The sequence below is a fragment of the Flavobacterium sp. T12S277 genome (assembly GCF_048514875.1).
GTDB lineage: Bacteria > Bacteroidota > Bacteroidia > Flavobacteriales > Flavobacteriaceae > Flavobacterium.
The window spans coordinates 283,715-303,048 of record NZ_JBLYEG010000004.1; the positions used below are offsets into that span (position 1 = coordinate 283,715).

Genomic DNA, 19,334 nt, shown 5'->3' on the forward strand with positions numbered 1-19,334 from the left:
ATTCATGACTAGCACTACTTCTTTTTTATCAGGCTAAATCCTGAATCGGTATAAAAACTACAGCTTATCTTTTTAAAGAGAAATGACTTCTAATTTGTTTTTTAATCCCCGGATTATTCATTTCTTCATAAATTAGAACAAACCAGTAATCTGAAGCCAAAACAGGATTGTTTTTATAAGTACCATCCCATCCCGGACTGTTTTCTGTCAAATGGGTGATAAACTTCCCATATCGATCAAAAATATCAATCTCTACATAATTGACATTCTCCAAATTTATAACATGCCAGGTATCATTATAGCCATCGCCATTGGGTGTAAAAAACTTAGGATAATCCAATCCCGGTTTTTCTAACGCACAATCTTCATTGCTTAAAAAAATCACTTTTGCTACAGCCGAAAGTAAATGACATTCTTTACTGGTACTAACACTAACCGTGTAATTTCCTTCCTGAGTGGCTACATAGGTATTCGTATCTGCTCCAAAAATATCATTGCCATTGACCCTCCATTGATAAGAGACAATTTCCTCATGTGAACGAATATTTACCCTTAAAGTAGCACTCTCTCCTTTGCAAATCATTAATTTTCCTTCGATTGTAACCTCATCAGAAACGATGTTCTCATCGATAACAAGAAAATCATCCATTAAAAGACTACAACTTCGCGTTGAAATTTTCGTCAATCGATACGTTCCGGTTTTAGCCGGAGTCTCTACTAACGTATGCAAACCTGCGCTATTAATAGTCACCGGAGATTGCGCTATTCCATTTAAGGTATAATCTATTGTAAATGGGCCCGGATCAATACTTGTAATTTCTACCTGTACCCCTGAATTCTCTCCATATTTAAATAATTTAGCAGTTGCGGTAAATGGTTCTTCCTTATTAATCACAAGAGTATCATCTAATGAAAAATTGCATCCCCCGGTTGACATCTTTATAATTCGATAGGTTCCTGCCTTAGCCGGAGCCGCTATTAAAGTATGCAAACCTGCATCATTGATCGTTACAGGAGATTGAACGATTCCATTGAACTCATACTCGATTATAAATGGGCCTGAAGCTGAACTTGTAATTTCTACCTCCGCCCCTGAGTTTTCTCCCAAACAGGAATTCCCTCCGTATTTGATTAGTCTGGCACTGGCTTTAGGAGGCACTCCCTCCTTAATAACTAAAGTATCATCATGTAAAAAATCACAATCTCCAACCGTAATTTTAGTCAGTCGATAAGTTCCTGTCTTAGCCGGAGCCGTTATTAAGGTATGCAAACCTGCATTATTGACAGTTACAGGAGATTGAGCGATTCCATCTAGCTCATATGCTATGGTAAATGGTCCTGAATTTGAACTCGTAATTTGAACTTGTACACCTGAACCTGTACCCGAACAAAGGTTATCGCCATATTGGGCTAATTTAGCACTTGTGGTAAATGGTTCATCATCGGTAATCACGAGCGTATGATCTAATGAAAAATCACATCCTCCGGTTGAAATTTTTACAATTCTATAGCTTCCGGCATTAGATGGTGCCGCTATTAAAGTATATAAACCTGCATTATTTATGGTTACAGGAGATTGAAGTATTCCGTTAATTTCATACTCAATTTTAAAAGGCCCCGGATCCGGACTTGTAATTTCTACCTGTACTCCCGGATTTTCTCCCAAACAGGAATTTCCTCCATATTTGATGAGTCTCGCACTGGCTTTAGGAGGCACTCCTCCATAAATAACCAAAGTTTCGTCAAGCGAAAAATTACAAGTTCCGACTGAAATTTTTGTTAATCGATACGTTCCTACTTTTGCCGGAGCTGTTACCAAAGTATGTAAACCTGTACTGCTTATCGTTACAGGAGACTGAGCTATTCCGTTAATTTCATATTCTATTATAAATGGTCCTGATTTTGTACTTGTCACATTTACTTGTATACCCGAACCTAAGCCTGAGCAAGAAACTCCCCCATACTTAATTAGTTTAGCACTGGCTGATGCTGGAGTTCCTTTATCAATAACCATTGTATCGTCAAGTGTCGAAGCGCATCCTGCTGTCGAAATTTTAGTCAGTCGATAAGTTCCTTGTTTTGCCGGAGCTGTTACTAAAGTGTGTAAACCTGTATTATTTAGGGTTACGGGAGATTGAAGTATTCCGTCAATTTCATATTCTATTGTAAATGGTCCTGAAGCTGAACTCGTAATTTGAACCTGTATACCTGCACCTGCACCCGAACAAAAAGTATCACCATATTTCACTAACCTGGCAGTAGCCATTGCACTGTTAGACTTTATTTCTACAGGCGTACAAACTACTTCTCCTACACTTGTATTATCTCTGATGGAAACAAGCGAATATACTCCGTCAGGCACCGGTTTTATTATATAAGGATTCACTGAGGTTGTAATCTCCGGATATACAACTTCAGGAGATACATCTGTTCTTTTATAAGAAAAAGAATAGGGTGCTTCTCCGGAAAAATAAACTTTTAACTTTGCTTCGTTTAAACAAGTGCCATTTTCCCTTTCCATTCTGGCAGTAGGAGCAAAACAACCATTTCCCCCTACAGCACCGTAAATTTCCCCTAATCCTTTTTTGGGATCAAAAACGGGTAAATAAAGCACTATTGCATCAATAACTTCCCCCATTTGATATCTGAAAGAGATCGATTTCCCTCCATTAATCTTATCAAAAACAGGTTTAATTTCAGCCAGAAAATTATTTTCATCCACTCCAAAAGCTTTGTAAAAAGGCGCTATTTTTTTGATGTAATCTTCTACATCAGACCAATTGTACTGAGCATCATAAAAATCCCTAAAACTGTGATCTCCTTTATCAGTCACCCCAAAAACAGCAGCATCATTCCAGTTAATTTCCGAAGCTTTATTATCCAGTACTTTTGTTATTCTATTAATTTGTTCGGCATAAAGACGATCGAGACCACTAGGTGAAGCCGGAGAAATGTAATCCATCAAATTTGTTGCAGCAACAGCAGCCGTACGGTTTTTAACAAAAACCGGTTCAAAAGCACCACTGTTCATCCCCTGATTATAAGCCAAAGCAATTATTTTGACCGCAGCATAAGGATCTTTTGAGTTTTTAAAAAAATCGATGGGATTCCAACACTTCACGTACTGCCAATACGCCACATTTCGGTAATCGTGATAAGCTTTAACAATCGATTGAAATTCAAAGCTGGAACCTACACTGGGAGTTGATGTAAATTGATCTTTTTTTACAAAAGGAATAAAACAGGGATAATTGGCATCTAATTCTGTCCAGCTCCCTCCCATTTCCTGCTGAAAATATCCTACTGCAACTCCTCCGCTAAGATCATAACAAAAAATCGGAGCTTTTGTGTCAAGACTCGGATATTTAGTAGTTACCCAACTGGGGGCTATCAATTTACTTCCTTCACAACCTGCATTCGATTCCTGAATAGCAGTTGCAAAGTATTCGTTAATGCTCATGGCATCAAACCCCATTAAATTGGTAAATAAGGAATGTGAAACCGCCATACCGATTGCCCAGCCTTTTCTGTTCTCAGGGATGTATACCTGCATCGGAACACCCCAGGCAAAAACACTTCCTTCACCAATTTTTATTTCGTGTCCCCCGCTACTAACAGACTTTAGCATACACCCGTCTGTTAATTTCTTCATACACTTAAAATTCTCGTAAGCCGGAGGTGTATAACAGGTGATGCCTTTAATCGTAGAACCGTTCAAAGTACCTGCATCAGGAGGGAACATTCCCGGTTCATACGTCATATTAATACTGAACGTAGTTGTCCCAACCGGAAGGTCACCGCCCCAGGTGTTTTTTTTAAGTTCGACAATCCCCTTATCCCCATTCTGAATCACATCCATTCCGGACCACATTACAGCATTAGAAATTCCCGGCCAATTGAAAACAAAAGTATAATCCGGTATTGCTTTTGTGGTATTGTTATGCACTTTAAAATCCAAAACAATTGTTTTTCCATACTTACCAGTCATGCAAAACTCGTAAGTTACCTGAGAATAAACATGGCCAACAAATAAAAAACATATAATGAAGAAAACTTGTATTTTGTAATAATTCATAATTGTTTATTTGTGTTGAAAAAAAGCCAAATAATCTATTTCTTCTTCCTGATCGATTTTTTGCTTTAGCTAATTTTCTTGTACCAAAAACTACTTCATAATTCCTTTTTTCTAAAAAAGAAAAAAGGAATTATAAGATCTCAATTGTATTACGTTTAATGATTAATTAATTTAAATGATTTTCGATGTCCCTGATTATCAGTCACAACCACAATAAACAATTGCTTTGCACTAAAACTTCTATCCTCCAGCAATAACTCTCTGTTGTTTTGAACATTCTTATACTTTAGTACAGCTTGCCCAAGAGCATTGTATACCTCAACATGGTCAATGTCTATTGCTTGATTATGTATCGCTATTGCCAATGCGTTATTTTTAAAATAAGCAATTATATTGTTAGCAGTTGTTTTATCGAATGCATCAACTGAAAGCGATTTATTAAAGTAGTTATGGTACTTATTAGAAAACTCGTATCCACTGCCACAACTGGCATCCCAATTGATAGACCAGGTCATGACACCTCTTATTCCGGGCTGCAAAGCAGATTTCATGGTATAATTTCTTCCGGAAAATGTAGTTCCAAATCGTATATAGTCAAAAGCATTAATGCCTTTTTCGGGTGTTAAATATCCTCCGGCCGGCGCAGCATCAGGGCAGCTCGGAATTGCAATAACTATTTTAGAAGCTGGTAATGGTGGGAAATAAAATCCTGTAGCCGCTACATTAAATCCTTTCATCATCATGTCAGACATCGCCACCAAAAAATCTGGAGTAGCCTGAGAATATGCTTTACCATCTAAAGCATTTACAGATCCGGTGTTGTACAATTGTACCATTAAAAGATCTAATTCATCACGCAGATTATGAATTACAGGTAAGAAAGAACCGGCTCCATCTCCATAAACCGAATATCCAACCTGTACATAATAGGTTTCCGGAGCAGCAGTTAAAATAAAACCTGTTCCATAATAGGCCTTTAATTCCTTGAAAGCATCAATTACGTTTTTAAGTTTTGGGTAGGCCGAAATGGCAGAATAAGAAAAATCCTTTAGTGCTCCTGCTCCAAAATTCATAGAGCCGCCTTCAAAATCGATATCCACTCCATCAAAATTATATTGATCGATAATCGCTTTTATACCATTTACAAATATATTTTTCTGAGCAACGGTTTTTAGTTCAACATGACCATTTTGTCCGCCAATTGAAACGATTACCGGAATACCTTTATCTCTCAGGGTTTTGATATCATTTTTTAACAATTGCGGATCAAATACTCCGTTTGTATAATATCGAGGTTCATTTACGACGAAAAACGGAGTATATCCATCTCTGTTAACCGTTTCTATAAACGAATAAACAACAACATTATACTTCTTGTCTACCATTTGTCTAAAATACAAAAATGGTGCACTTGTATTTTCCCACTCCTGCGCATAACCTAAAATAACTTTGGATGGCAGCGGATTAAACTTTGAATTCACAATAGTAATAGACTGATTCAATAATTTTTCGTCGCCTTTATTGTCAACTGCTTTTATAATTATTGGATATTCTTTATAGCTGTTAGGAGTAAAAGTATAGCTGTAAGTATCTCCGGAACCTTTTATCATAGGAAAATAAGTTCCGTTTACATTTACGGCAACACTTGAAATTGTTCCATCTCTATCGGTAACATTTACACTTATTAAAACAGGCTGAAAACCGGAAGCCTGATTGATGGTATTAGATGCAGGTGTGATCCAGGTAATTTCCGGCAATACATTTGGACATACTGTACCTGAACATTGCAAATAAAACGGAAAACTATTCTCGGCTGTGGTACTATTAGAGGCTGTAGCTGTAGCTTTTAGAGTGTAATTTTTATTAAAATCAGCTGTTGCCGGTGTCCACGTTGCCGCATACTCTGTACCTGTTGTTGGCGTTCCTGTAATATTTATACCATTTACATTAAATACAACCGTTGACAATGTAGTTTTTCCATCCTCAAAAGTCATACTCGCATTGGCCTTAAGCTGCACAGCTGCTCCCGGAACTATTGCAAGATTTGCAGCAGTAGGGCTCGTAATGGTCACTTGTGGAGCAACACCACTTGAATTAAAGTGATATTCTTTTGACGAAGCCGGAATTGGCAAATTGGCCAGATCTGTAGGGTAATAAACAACGGAGTTGTTATCCCAGGCATTCATTTTTAAACTTACAATGGTTGTATAACCCGAAAATATGGCATTATCAAAACTATATTTCCCGGAGGCATCTGTTACAGCAACAAAAGTAGCATAAGGATGTGTACTATCTGTCCAGGGAAGACTTAGTTCAATTTTTGCGCCGGCAACCGGCACGGAACCATTTTTAACCGTTCCGCATATTTTATTAGTTGGAGTGGCATTTTGAGTAAAGTTTAAAACTTTATTTTCACTTAACACACTGTATAAAGTAGAAGCCGGTGAAAATGTCATTCCGGTTTTGGCAGCCGTAATGGTATAATCTGCTCCTGCTGTTAAACTGTTTATGCTATAAGCTCCTTTTGAATCTGAAACCGCAGTAACATTAGCTGTTGCCGAAGCTGCAGTAACGGTTACTCCGGAAACTGCCGTAGTACCATTTAGTACCGTTCCGGTAATAGTATAAAGAGGTTGTGTACCTTGTACTACAATACCTGTTTGGTTTGCAATAACATTTGTTAGTTTTACCGGCGTAAAAGTATAGGAAACTTTTAAAGCGGTAACCGAATAATTGGCTCCCGAAACTACTTTGTTAAAAGTAAAATTTCCATCGGAAGATTTAACGGTTTGAATAACGGCATCATTATCATCTTTTAGCTGAACGGTGACATCCGAAACCAAAATTGTACCCATTTTTATAGCTCCACTAAGGGTCAGAGTTCCTTCAACAGCAACATTAAACGAATTATTTATCTGACTCAGTAATGCATTAGGAACAGCTCCTCTGGTATCCTGAGACAATTCCCAAACCATACCTCCTGCTAAATTTTTAGACGCGATATATTTGGCTTTCAAATCGATCGACTGTTTGTCTTCATAAGAGATAAACTGTTTTAGTTTTGAGTTGTATAAATAAGGAACTTTGGTGGTGTTATCAAAATAGCGCACCCAGCCCGCAGCTGCTGCAGTAGGCGTAACCATCATGGTATTAGGATCAAGATAAGGATGCGGAGTGGTTACGGCATTCCCTACCAAATCGCAGATTTCAATACTTCCTGAATTTTCACATGGTGCACCTGTATCCCAGGTTCCGAGGGGAGGCTGTGCATTTTTACAGGCGGAAAGCACATCTCTTGGTGCGTCAACGAATAATCCGGGTAAATTAGGATTGGTTCCGTCATTGGCTACATGATCAAATTTTTTTCCGTAAAAAGGTATTCCCATGATTAATTTATTGGCAGGAATACCAACTACGTTCAAATATTGCGTGGTTAATTCATCTAATGATTCTGACTGTGTTGCACCATAAAGCGGATCGTTTGTGTTGCCACTAGCATACAATGGCGCATTGTAACAGGTTTTATCAAACCAGTTTCCTCCAAAATCATAACCAAAAAAAGTGATATAATCGCAATAGGTCGAAATGTCTTCTGTCATTCCGTATTGCGCTCTGTTATTTGGTCCAAGATATTGTTTAGATACATTTCGAACGTTGTTCCCGGCCGCAATTGTAATTAATTTATTGGGCATCGCCTGACGCATTGCCTTTAATAAATAAACTAAATTTTTGTTGTCGTCAGGATGGTATTTTTGAGGAGGAACCGTGGCACCATTCAAAATCTCGGTACCATCTGTACCACCGGAAAGCGGATATTCCCAGTCAATATCAAATCCATCAATAAACGGATAAGTGGTCATAAATTTTACCATATCGGCAGCCAAAGCAGCTCTTGCCACAGGACTTGCTGCAATTGGAGAAAGATCCTGACCTTTGGTCCATCCTCCCACAGAGATTAAAATTTTCAAATGAGGATACTTTTCTTTTAACTTCTTCAAGTCATAAAAGTTCCCTTTTACCGGGGCATCCCACGGAATTCCACCTTCCATATGCTCAAAATCAGCATAGGTATCCAAACATTGCAATTTGGTATTCTCCGGGTGGGCAGGATCATAACTTGTACCATAAAAAGAATAGTTTAAATGGGTCAACTTACTCGCGTCTATCTTAGAGACATTGAAATCTCTGCCATAAATAGCCCATTGTGCATAATAGCCCACTATTTTTTTGTTATGATTGGGCTGGGAAAATAATAAGATTGGAAATAGGACCGCAAAAAGCAGCAAATCGTAGTGTCGTTTCATACTTTTTTTTGACAAAATTACAATCAACTAACACAATCATCTTTTAAAATGTAATAAATGGTCGTTTCGTGTAACAAAAAATACACATACCGTAATACTCACTGTCTAAAAAGGAGATTTTTTCTGCCACAAAAAATTAAGGCTGCTTTGCAGAAACACTTTTGAATTACTTTTTACACTACTAACACCAAACAATCTCTATGAAAAGTAAAACATTCCTTTTCGTATGGTTCAGTCACTGTTTATTATTTTATTCCTTAAAAGCAAAAAGAGGAAATTTCACAATGGTGAAACCTCCTCTTTTTTTTACTATAAAATCAGCTATTACTTCGTAGCTTTAATAAATTCTTCAAGCTGATCCATTTTTGCTGCATCGATCTCCTGAATACGTCTCTCACGTGAGATACCCAGAACATTTGCATTCTTAGCAGTACCTGTAGGTTTTGTAATTTCTAAATAATCTAGAAACAAATGACTTAAAAACAAAGGTGATTTGCCCGGTCGTATTTTGGTAATGACAGCCTGATGACAATAAAAACAGCTTATTACATTACTGTTATTAATCTTATGTATGTCATCCTGAAAAGTCTGCGTATACGTTTCCATCGTAATGTTGGCCAGATTTACAGAACCTCTGGCTAATGCACCCGGAGTTGCGGTTGAAATGTTTTTTGTTACAAGTATTTTTACCTGATCTTCAGGAGAAACTCCGTCAAAATCAAGCCATATAGAACCATTGTAAAAATAATTTCTAAAAACATCTTTCAATTTAGAGTCCACACATTTATTGATATTCTCGATATTATTAAAATTAGCAGGCTCCTTTTGACTTGTTGCCATAAAGTCGCCTGTGTTTAAATCCTTAGGCACTCCATATTCATAAAGAATAAATGCTTTGTTAGGAAGAACCGGCGAAGTGGCCCCTCGTAACCATCGGATGCCGTTGATATCTTTTTCTGTACCTTTTTCATAAAATAACTTTTCAGTTGCTGAGGTTACCGAATTGTTTTTCTTATCGTAAACAGGAGCCATATCCTTATGTTCGAAAGTGGCCCAAATAAATTCAGGATGATTTTTTACAATACCAACCACATGCATCCCTAACAAGGCCATCGTTTTTTTAACGTATTGTCCTTTGCTGTTTTTAACGGCGGCAGTAGTTGTAAAATAATCTTTTTGCTGTTCTTTTACAATGGCATCGATACTGATCCAGGAAACTTTTAGTTCTAAAGCCCCAACCGGAAAGGTCTCTGAATTTGAAACTGGCAATTTTCCATTGTTGATTAAAGAGGCTGCCGAAATTATTTTGTCTTTAAGCAGTTTATTCACGTGAATCGAATAATATACCGTATCAGCAACTTTATTAAATTTAGGATTGGAAAGCAGTACCCCTTTGAAACCTGCCTGATTAATGGAACTCAAGGTTAGTTTTATTCCCAGCTCTGGTGCAACATCCTCCATAAACGGACTTACAATATCCAATGAATCTATGAAAAAAGGATTCCCGCTTGGCAACGGCTTGGTTAGCCACAAAAATTTCTGCCAGGACCATTGGTGAAAATCACAATTGGTAGTATTGTCTGAATCAAATGGACTGCCGTCACCTTCTTTTGGCGCAGGAGTTTGCTCGTGAGGAAACCAGCTGGTCTCACACTCACAAGAATCAGGCGCTGCATTAGTAGAATAAACTCCATCCATCGCTTTGTCGTTGTTCTTGTAGTAGAAAAACAACCCAAGACTGGCTGCAATTGCAACAAGCAGCAGGGCAATAATAATCTGTTTTTTTTTCATTGTTTTGTTTTGTTTTTGGTTTGTATGGTTATTCAAAAAAGCAGCTCTTTTGAAGGAATAAAAAAGATCGCCTAAGGCAGGCGATCTCTTATATCTAGTTAGGACAGGAATTTTTTTTGCAGATTTTCAATATTCCTGTATAGAATTGTTTGGGGAAAATTTTATTCCTAAGCCAATTCCTCTTTCAGATTCTTTGCTGCTTTTACCGGAGCTTTTGTAACAGTGTGCTCGTAGTAAGAGAATCCACCTGTTCCGTTCCATGCATTATCTATAGCTAAATGAGCATCAAAATCAGCTAAAAAAGCTCCAATTGCCGGAGGAGGGAAAGACTGAACATATTGTCCTTGTAAACTCACTACCTGAGTCACTTCACCAAATCCTGTTGGGTAAATTTTACCTTTTACCTGAACCACGATATGGCTGTCAGGACCGGCTACCGCCTGAGTAATTACTACTGTACCTGTAACTGAATGTTGTGACGGTACAACAACTAAACTAAATGATGCAACTGGAGCACCTGGTGTTCCAACATTTCCGATTGTGCCTTTTGCTAAATAAGCACCTGCTAATAAATTTGACATAACTTTTTGATTTAGATTTTTCTTACTCTTATGGCTTTTCAGAGACCGCCTCGTTTTTTTTAGTGGGTTCTGCTCCACTTTTATTCAACTTTATTTTTGTTCCCGGAGCTTCAACGCTTATTTTCACATTTACCTCTCCTTTATTGTCTGTCAGACCAGCGCCATACAGTCCTTTTAAATCATCGTTGATGCACAATTCCAATGTTCCAACAACTCCGGGTGGCGTGCTTGCTCCCAGTCCGATTAAGAAAACGGTATCTCCTACTTTACCTACAAGAGCACCTTCGTTTTTACCTGGAAGCGCATACCCGGGTTTGGCCTCAATAAAAGTTGGGTTTCCAGCTGAATTGTATAACTGACCGTTGTTGATATTTGGATTTGCCGTCCACAGACCATCCACATACTTGATAGTTGCCACTCTCTTCTCATTCAGTCGAACACCTGTGTTAAGCCACGGATAAGAGTCTGTACCTGAAACAGGTTTTGCTTTTACTGTAAAATCGACTGGCGGCACTGCAAAATTGCAAGGCGGAATTGGTGTTTTAAATTCCTCATAATCAAAGTAATCTGCCAGAGCAAGACTGGTTCCTAAACCCACACCTGATTGTGATTGCATAAAGGTTATCGGACGGCTGCTGTTTCCGGTTGAATCTAAGGGGCTGTACCAGGTCCACAGATAGGTAGAATCTGGGTAGTTATTTCCTGAAGGCGGAAATAATACTCCTACAACCGTCACTCTATTATTTGGACAAAGTACAGGATTACTAGTAATAGTCGCCTGAATGCTACCTTTTACTGCCGGAATCTGAACCCAGTTTGGCGGCTGTTGCGGAAATGGAAATCTTGCAAAACCAATAGCTTCTGTTATTTTGTTTCCAACATAATTAATCAAAAAACCGTTACCACTGTTTGGCGGTGGTGTTATTCCAGCTGGGGTAGGTCCTGTAAGAAGGGCTTGCTGGGCAGTAAATGGGTTGGTAGTATTGTACGTATATTTCATCAATGTACTCTGACTTCTGTCGGATGAAACCTTATATTGTGCCGCATCTCTCCAATTGTATAAAACTCTTGTAGGCAGCGGATTGAATGCTGAGTTGACTGGTGTCATAAAAACGCTCATTCCAAAATTGGTATTCCAGGTAAACAGGTTGTATCGGTTCGGATTACCAAAAGCAAAACCTTCTACCGCCGGAAGTACCAAAGGGTTGTTTAACGGATTGCTTGGTAAGCGGTCAAAATTGGAAAAGTAGGTGAATGAAAACATTTGAAAAAGTGCCAGTTGATTAACATCTCCCAGACCAGGCCTTGCAACAGGTCCTTGTCCAAACATAAGACGTACCGGTAAATTGGTGCCATGGTCAAACCACATCCAGGTAGCAGGAGACGGATTACTATTGCCCACCGGAATTTTCCACCAGTCTACTTTCTGTGCTTTCATCCAGTTCAGGTAGCTGGTTCCTGAACATTTAGCTTTATCGGTTGCATTTCCAAACCAATCTGTAGTTGGAATTCTCCAACCCAGATTTATAGGACTATAACGAACTCCGTCTGTAGATACTTCCGTTTGAGTTGGGGTAACTCTGTACCACCATCTTCTTCCGGAACTGCCTACCAGCAAAGCATTTAATCCAAGGCCTTCTGCGTAATAAACAGTGGCTGTACAAATTTCAAAAAATGGACTCGCTTGGTCCGCAGGGGTGCTGTTACTTTGTATGGGGCTAAAAGGGTGAAGTACACAGGTACATTTCCAAAATTGTGGAAGTCTGGGTTTCTGGCCTGAAAAAGGCTCCAAAACCGGGTATCTCGAATCTGGGATCGGGTCCACGCAGGTTGACGTGGAAGAGGATAAATCTTTCATGGTAATTAGTTTTTGGGGTTGTTGTTGTTTTATTCTTTGCTTTAGTCCGATTTTTCAAAAGCGATTGTATCTTACTGATTGTGTTGTAAATAGCTTCCTAAAATCATCCTTTTTTATTTTGCCGAATAAAATTACAATGCTTATCAAGTCTTAAATAAAAAAATGTCATGAGACTGGTTTTTTTATCCATAAAGCACGTAATCAATGGAATAGAACTGTTTTTTAGAAGCCAATGAAAGAAAGTGATTCCTAAAAAATTATCTCAAATCTAAGAGTACAGGTGTTTTAGTTGTATTGGGATCGATGTACAAATCTGCTGCAGTAACCAGTAGAACTTCAACTTCCATATAAGATTCCTCATAATTGAGTAGTTTTTTTAATGCGGCACATTTTTCACTGACAAAATTCTGTCTGTTATCTTCCGAGACATTTTGCACGATTAACATCCGAACTACTTCCTTAAAAAAGGCATTCGTTGACAGTTGAATTTGAAAAGCATCCGTCTCCGTTGTCAATAAAAGAAATTCGTCTAAATCGTAATGCTGCTCACAAACTATAAATGATTTGGCCTCTCTGGATTTCAGTTCGAGAAAAGATTTTCCCTTCAGCTCCACCCATCGGCCTAAGTCGCCAATTGCATATCGGAAAACCGGAAATCTTTTGCGGAAAGTATTGGTAATCGCAAGTGTGCCGTATCCGTTTTCATCGGGATTTATAATTTCAACTATTATACCTTTAATAACCGAAAATAAAGAGGGAGTTTTGGTACAATGCGACCAGGCCCAAATTCCGGTTTCGGCAGAGCCATACATCGAATAAACTTGTTGAAATCCGAGTTGCTCCTGTAAAAACTTTTGTGTGTTAGGTCTTAAAAACTCCCCCGCATAAAATAAGTTTTCGATTTCTATTTTTCTGTTGTTCTCCTGTAAAAACTGAGCAAAACACAATAGTTTTGAAGGGGTTCCAAATATAAAATTTGGTTTAAAATGATGCGCCGCCTGTTCCATGTCTTCGTAACTGGCGTGTGCACTTAAGGCTAAAGTGGTTGCCTGACATTTCTCTAAAATATCGTCCATAATAGCGGCGGTGCGGTACATGTCGGAATAACCAAAAATGTTCAGGGCAATTGTTTCAGCCGTAAAAAAGTTGTTTTTGGTGAGTGCTGCTGCCAATGCAAGACGCTGATTGTGATTTTCCTGTATATCCACCGGAAAAACCAAAGGCTTTTGAGTACTTCCGCCTGAACGAACAAGATATACGCCTGTTTTTTCATCCTGTAAATTAAATTTGGTATTCAAAATCGGCATTAACTCTTTTTTACTTAACAGGGGAGCTCCCGCTGCAAAGTCGTTTCCTTTATAGAATTCAATATATAAAGGATTCTGTTTGGCCAATTCAAAATAATTTTGAAATACAGCATGGTCAATTTGGGCAGGAATACAAACTGGGGACATCATGAGGCATTTTTATTTAGTTCGTTTTTTTAAATAATAGCTGTTCTTTATCAGAAGTCTGCCGTGATGAAAGAGAAACAAGCCTTTTTCTTTCCAGGAGGGTAACCGTTTCATGGCATGTGACAACCAGCGCTGTGACAGCATTCCCATTAATTGCTGATCGTATCGATTGGTACTTTCCCGAAACCGTCGTATTGAAACGGGAATCTCTAATTCTTTCCAGGTCAAATAACTAATCCTGGACAAACTGCCGTCGACCTCTCGTACTTCGATACAGGTTTTATTCAATAAACCAACACGTGAAGCTGCAGGCGTATTTTTTAAAACGCGATACCAAAAATCGATTCCTTCATTTAAAGAAACATCAACCTCGTAACGGATGTTCGTCAGCCGTTTTTTTCGAACTACTACGTTGCTGCCCACACCCATAATAAAGTCAGGAGAACTCACGGTATGCAAGGGATCAGGCATTACAAACAAATCATTCGAAAGGGAAATCAATTCTTTTTCAAAGGATTTAATGTTTGGCATATAATAATTAGAAGGAACAAGTAAAATTCCAAGAACCAAAACATCTATATTCTCCTTCTCCATAATCGCACTGACATCGCTTAAACAGGAAGAAACATAACAATCATCGGCATCCAAAAAACTAATCAGGTCTCCTGTTGCCAGTTCGATTCCCATATTTCTTGCGTTTCCGGGACCTTTGTTCTCTTTTAATTCAATGATCTGAACCTTTGTCTGCAAAAATTGTGGTGCAAAAAAGGAGAGTGCTTCTTTGAGATTAACAAGACTCTGGTCGGTACTAAAATCATCGACTATGATAACCTGCGCTGCTTTTTTATCCTGAAAAGCCAGAGAGCGAATCGTATCATAGACATACGCCTCTTTATTGTAAAGCGGTATAACAACTGTATGTTTCATACTTTTACTACTGAGCGATTGGATAAATTAAGGCTCTTCCCTGATGTACATTCACAACCGATTCATCAGATCCTCTAAAAATGCCGGACCCGTAAGTTTTGTCGTCTTTACACAACAACATCCCTACTAAATAGATCTGGCGATTGTTTTCGGTATCGTTAAATTCTTTCTGATCTACAAAATGCTGAATCAGGTATTTGTCCCAATTTTCGCGAACAATTGTATTCCAGTTTTCGTGGGTACAGTCGCTTTTCACATAAGCTCCAATTCCTCTTCCTCCGCTATTTAGTTTTAAAATCAGGTTTTGCTCTGTGTCTGTAAAGGCATCACAGCCGGCAGGATCTGTAATCACAAAACTCGGGATGAGGTAATTTTTCAAAAAGCTGTAGTCTTCCTCACTCAAATAATCCTGCATGATCTGGGCATCGTACATTACGGCCAGAACTCTTTTGTCATGAATTAGAATTAAAGTTCGAATGTCGTTGAAATAACTGTTTTCTTCGATTAATTTATCCAGTACGTCGGGACTGATTTTTTTTAGTTCTTCCCGATCCATTTCCAGTATAAATTGTGAAACTGCTACTCCGTTTACCGTTATTGAATTGTTTGAAATGATGAGGTCCTGAGGTTTTGCAGAAATTAGTTCAATGTCCAATTTCGCTAATTCTCTTTGGGCATTAAAAATATCACTGCCTTTTTCATCATCGTGAATGAGCGCTACTTTTCGATGGGGAGCAAACTGCTGGGAAAGATCGTCGATAAGATTTTCTAAATCGGTACCGCTGGTATGTGCTTTTTCATGATGCGAATTGGTACGATTGTGTATCAATTGCGAATAATAACTAATCATCCAGCCGTTTAGCGGATACCGCGCCCCTATTTCACAAATCTTAGGCTGATCGTTTGTATCATATAAAAAATCAGGGCGATAAAAGCCCTGATTATAGGTCTGGCTATTACTTTTTTTCAATATCCCTTCAAGGTCATTATCCAGTTGATAATAATTCCGAACTCGGCTGTCTTCAAAATAATTTAAAACAATTGCTTTAGAGGCTTTGCTTAAAACAGCACACAAGCGATCCATTTCTCCATTGTATTCCGGATGAAGGACTACCGAGGAATTGGCAAATGAATCTCTGTGTAAAATGTTCCCTTTTTGAAAATATTCAAAAAACAACTGATTCCATTTTTCCTGTTTATCAGCCTGATTTTGTTGCAGCTTAATTTTTGACATACGGCGTTGAAGTTTATTTTTTTGTAATAAGTAGTATTGGGACGTGGATTTTTAAAAACTCAATTCTTCAACTTCCATCAGATCTTCCATCACTGCCGACTTTTTAGCTAAATAGTCGTTAAAAATTGTTTCGAGATCATACGATTCCAGATTAATGTTCATTGCTTTGGCGTAGTAAAAAATAGAACTAACCGCAAAAAAGAAATGATTTTTCTCCGTTGGTCCGCAATGTACACTTATCCATGCCAGTGTTTTATCGCATTCTTCTTCGGTGTATCCGTAATCATTAATCAGCCAGGATTGGAATTTTGGCAAGATCAATTCTACTTCTCCGTGTGTATAAATTTCATGGATCAAAGTAGTCAGCAAAGCAATCATGATGTCTTTGTTTCGCAAGGAGTTTTGATCTTTCCATTTTTTAAAATCACTGGCACTTTCATTTAAATAACGGCGTGAAAGCCAGTCATCATCAGTACAAATTGTAGTGGCCATGGTGTAAAACATTTGCGAATGCAAAATTCTGCCCACAACGGCCAGGTCTTCATCAACAATTCGGTTTAAACTGGTGATCGACTGCAATAATGCTTTTTCGTCTCCAATAGGTTGATTTTTATGAACCAGCATGGTCATACGGTTGCTAATTCCGGCAACGGTCATTGCGCTGTTATTGGTTTGGCTCCAGCTGTGAAAAAAACGCTGTAAACGATCTTTATCCTGAACTTTTGAAGTCAGCTGATTAAAACTTTTTTCAATTTTTGAAAATGATTCCTCCTGATTTGGCAGAAATTTTAATAATTGATCTTTTAAATGTGATTCCTCCATCCCTTCAAGAACCGGAAGAATAATTGAACTTAAACTAGCCATAACACTTTTGATTTAAATTAGTAATTGATTTGATTTCTATTATAGTTTGGTGGGTTTTAATAAGCAGGTTTAGAGCGGTAATATTTAATTTTTCTGATGACATCAATATCTTTAAGGTGATATTGTTCCAGCCAATCGGCTTCGTCAAAAGATCTACAATGGGATTCTGCAATTACGACAATGTCTTTCTTCAAAGAAATCTGATAGAGTTTGTCTAATAATTCGGCGTATTGAAAATCATGAAGAGGATTGTACAGATAAAAAACATTCCCATCAGAAATATCAGCCTTTAAGAGATCGCCGGAAATGGCCGTAGCATTGGTGATTCCTTCTTTTTTGATTAAATCAACACAAACTTTATTTCGCTCTTCAAGAATTTCTATTCCTTTAAATTGAACATTTGGATATTGTATCGCACCGTATAAAATAATATTCCCGTAACCAGAACCTAAATCATAAAATACGGTTTTGTCTGTGATGGAGATGGGATCAAAAAGGTCCTCTAAAAAACTGGATGATCCGTACCGGTACGAATTAAAACCGTACTTAATGGTAATTTCCGACAGACTTAAACCTTCTTCAATAGGATACGAGTACTGCTCAATTTCGGATTGAATATTTTTTAACTGTTCCATTTTATTTCATCATTAGGAATTCCAGTTTTTCCAGCGAGCGTTTTGCGGCTTCCATTTTGGCGGCATATTCCTCGTTTACTTTTTTCACATCACTATTGCAAAAACTGCATACCTCTTCTTCTTCATAAACATAATTATCACATCCATTGCATAATTTCAGTGCTTTCGGAATTCTTGGTACTCTGGCAATAGGACCAGTTACCTGAATCGGAGCTTCACTAGTTGGGGATTGTATTTCTACGATTACTCCGTTTTCGTCTTCCACTATAATTTCAAAAAGTCCCATATCGAAAGATTCGCCTGGTGCTTCCTGTATTTTTCTTATTCGTTCTTTAAGGCCTTTCTTCTTTAATTCTAAAGCACGATGATGGCAAAAAGGATTGTTTCCTCTCTTGCCAAACAGTACATGGCTTGTCCAGGTGCAGCCTGCCAGACAGGAAGATTCATAATAGCAGCCTTTACAGCCACCCCATAATTCTTCTTTATTTCTATATCTGGAGAAAACCATTTCTTCGCTATATTTCCAGATGTCTTCCAGCGCCATATCTTTTACATTTCCTCCCGTATAGGCACTTGTTGGTAATGATGGGCAGCCTTTTATTTTACCGTCTGCCTCAATCCCTATTCCTGTATGTCCAGCCGAACATCCTGTATAATATTTTTCATTGCCCTGTCTCCAGATGTGTTCATACGGTCCAAAATAACCAATGTTATTTCCGGCCTGTATTAAAATATTATGTGCCAAGGCTTTTCTGTAGATGACGATGAGGTCGTCGTAAAAATCAATTAATTCATAAGGCTGAACAATCAATTCTTCTGAATGATCTACGGCATTCCCCATAGCAACAGCAAGTTGGATCTGCCAGTTTTTTACATTATTTTCAATCAAAACATCCAAAAGCTCATTCATCTCATTTTTGCTTCTCTTTGTAATTACGGTATTGACACTCGAAGTGATATTGTGTTTTTTAAGGAGTGCCAGGCAATTAACGGCATGTTCAAAAGAATCTCTTCTTCCTCTTATTTTATTATGAGTATCCGGCATTCCATCAATGGAAACACCAATATTATTTATTCCTGCTTTTTTAGCACTAATGATTCTTTCTTCGTTTAGGTTATAGGCGCCCGACTGCATCGAACACTCGATTCCGCTTTGATGGATTCTTTCGATGATCTCAATCCAGTCTTTTCTTAAAAAAGCTTCCCCGCCTATAATGGAAATTTCTCTTGTACCAAGACGTTTAAGACTATCAATAACACCAAAACATTGTTCCGTAGTTAATTCGCCCGGTCTTACTTTTCCAGCTCTTGATCCGCAATGCGAGCATTTCAAATTACATGCTAAAGTAATTTCCCATACTACATGAACCGGAGTAGCTGTTTCATAATCATCTCTTACTCTGTATCGTGTTGAAGTCTTAATCGTATCCATCTTATATCAATTTTACTTATATTTTTAGTTCAATGCTTTCTGATATAATGCCGATGTAATATGAAAATAGTGCAATGCAATTGGACTATATTGAATATACAATCGGTATTAGTTTTATTTACAGTTTAACAATTATTTAAAAAGACGGTTTAAGAAGTAAAACTTGATAAACCGTCTTT

General features: G+C 38.0%; 11 protein-coding genes. All 11 read right to left on the bottom strand.

The genetic code is table 11. The features are described 5' to 3' along the window. Nucleotides 1-64: 64 nt before the first annotated feature. The 11 genes from ACN1CN_RS09005 to ACN1CN_RS09055 all read right to left on the bottom strand — a co-directional run bounded on the left by ACN1CN_RS09005 (nt 65) and on the right by ACN1CN_RS09055 (nt 19,155). Nucleotides 65-4,075 (bottom strand): T9SS type B sorting domain-containing protein, encoded by a 4,011-nt coding sequence (locus tag ACN1CN_RS09005; RefSeq protein WP_419135402.1) that lies wholly within the window; start codon nt 4,073-4,075, stop codon nt 65-67. A 155-nt stretch (nt 4,076-4,230) separates the two neighbouring features. Continuing rightward, complete coding sequence (locus tag ACN1CN_RS09010) at nt 4,231-8,379, bottom strand: glycosyl hydrolase family 18 protein (RefSeq protein WP_419135403.1); 4,149 nt, start codon at nt 8,377-8,379, stop codon at nt 4,231-4,233. Nucleotides 8,380-8,703: 324 nt separating this feature from the next. Further along, entirely contained in the window at nt 8,704-10,170 is a 1,467-nt protein-coding gene (locus ACN1CN_RS09015; RefSeq protein ID WP_419135404.1) for a hypothetical protein, read from the bottom strand. 167 nt (nt 10,171-10,337) lie between these two features. Next, complete coding sequence (locus tag ACN1CN_RS09020; RefSeq protein WP_263361983.1) at nt 10,338-10,751, bottom strand: DUF1842 domain-containing protein; 414 nt, start codon at nt 10,749-10,751, stop codon at nt 10,338-10,340. Between the two features lie 28 nt (nt 10,752-10,779). Next, nucleotides 10,780-12,609, bottom strand: coding sequence for a hypothetical protein (locus tag ACN1CN_RS09025; protein WP_419135405.1), 1,830 nt, complete (start codon nt 12,607-12,609; stop codon nt 10,780-10,782). Nucleotides 12,610-12,866: 257 nt separating this feature from the next. Continuing rightward, nucleotides 12,867-14,066, bottom strand: a complete 1,200-nt coding sequence (locus ACN1CN_RS09030) for a hypothetical protein (protein ID WP_419135406.1) — start codon at nt 14,064-14,066, stop codon at nt 12,867-12,869. 9 nt (nt 14,067-14,075) lie between these two features. Beyond that, nucleotides 14,076-14,990, bottom strand: coding sequence for a glycosyltransferase family 2 protein (locus ACN1CN_RS09035; RefSeq protein WP_419135407.1), 915 nt, complete (start codon nt 14,988-14,990; stop codon nt 14,076-14,078). Between the two features lie 7 nt (nt 14,991-14,997). Continuing rightward, nucleotides 14,998-16,224, bottom strand: a complete 1,227-nt coding sequence (locus ACN1CN_RS09040) for a hypothetical protein (protein ID WP_419135408.1) — start codon at nt 16,222-16,224, stop codon at nt 14,998-15,000. Between the two features lie 51 nt (nt 16,225-16,275). Beyond that, nucleotides 16,276-17,088, bottom strand: coding sequence for a hypothetical protein (locus tag ACN1CN_RS09045; RefSeq protein ID WP_419135409.1), 813 nt, complete (start codon nt 17,086-17,088; stop codon nt 16,276-16,278). Between the two features lie 56 nt (nt 17,089-17,144). Continuing rightward, complete coding sequence (locus ACN1CN_RS09050) at nt 17,145-17,723, bottom strand: hypothetical protein (protein WP_419135410.1); 579 nt, start codon at nt 17,721-17,723, stop codon at nt 17,145-17,147. 1 nt (nt 17,724) lies between these two features. Beyond that, nucleotides 17,725-19,155 carry a radical SAM/SPASM domain-containing protein gene (locus tag ACN1CN_RS09055; protein ID WP_264525383.1) on the bottom strand — a complete coding sequence of 477 codons (1,431 nt, stop codon included), beginning with the start codon at nt 19,153-19,155 and terminating at the stop codon, nt 17,725-17,727. Nucleotides 19,156-19,334: the final 179 nt, after the last annotated feature.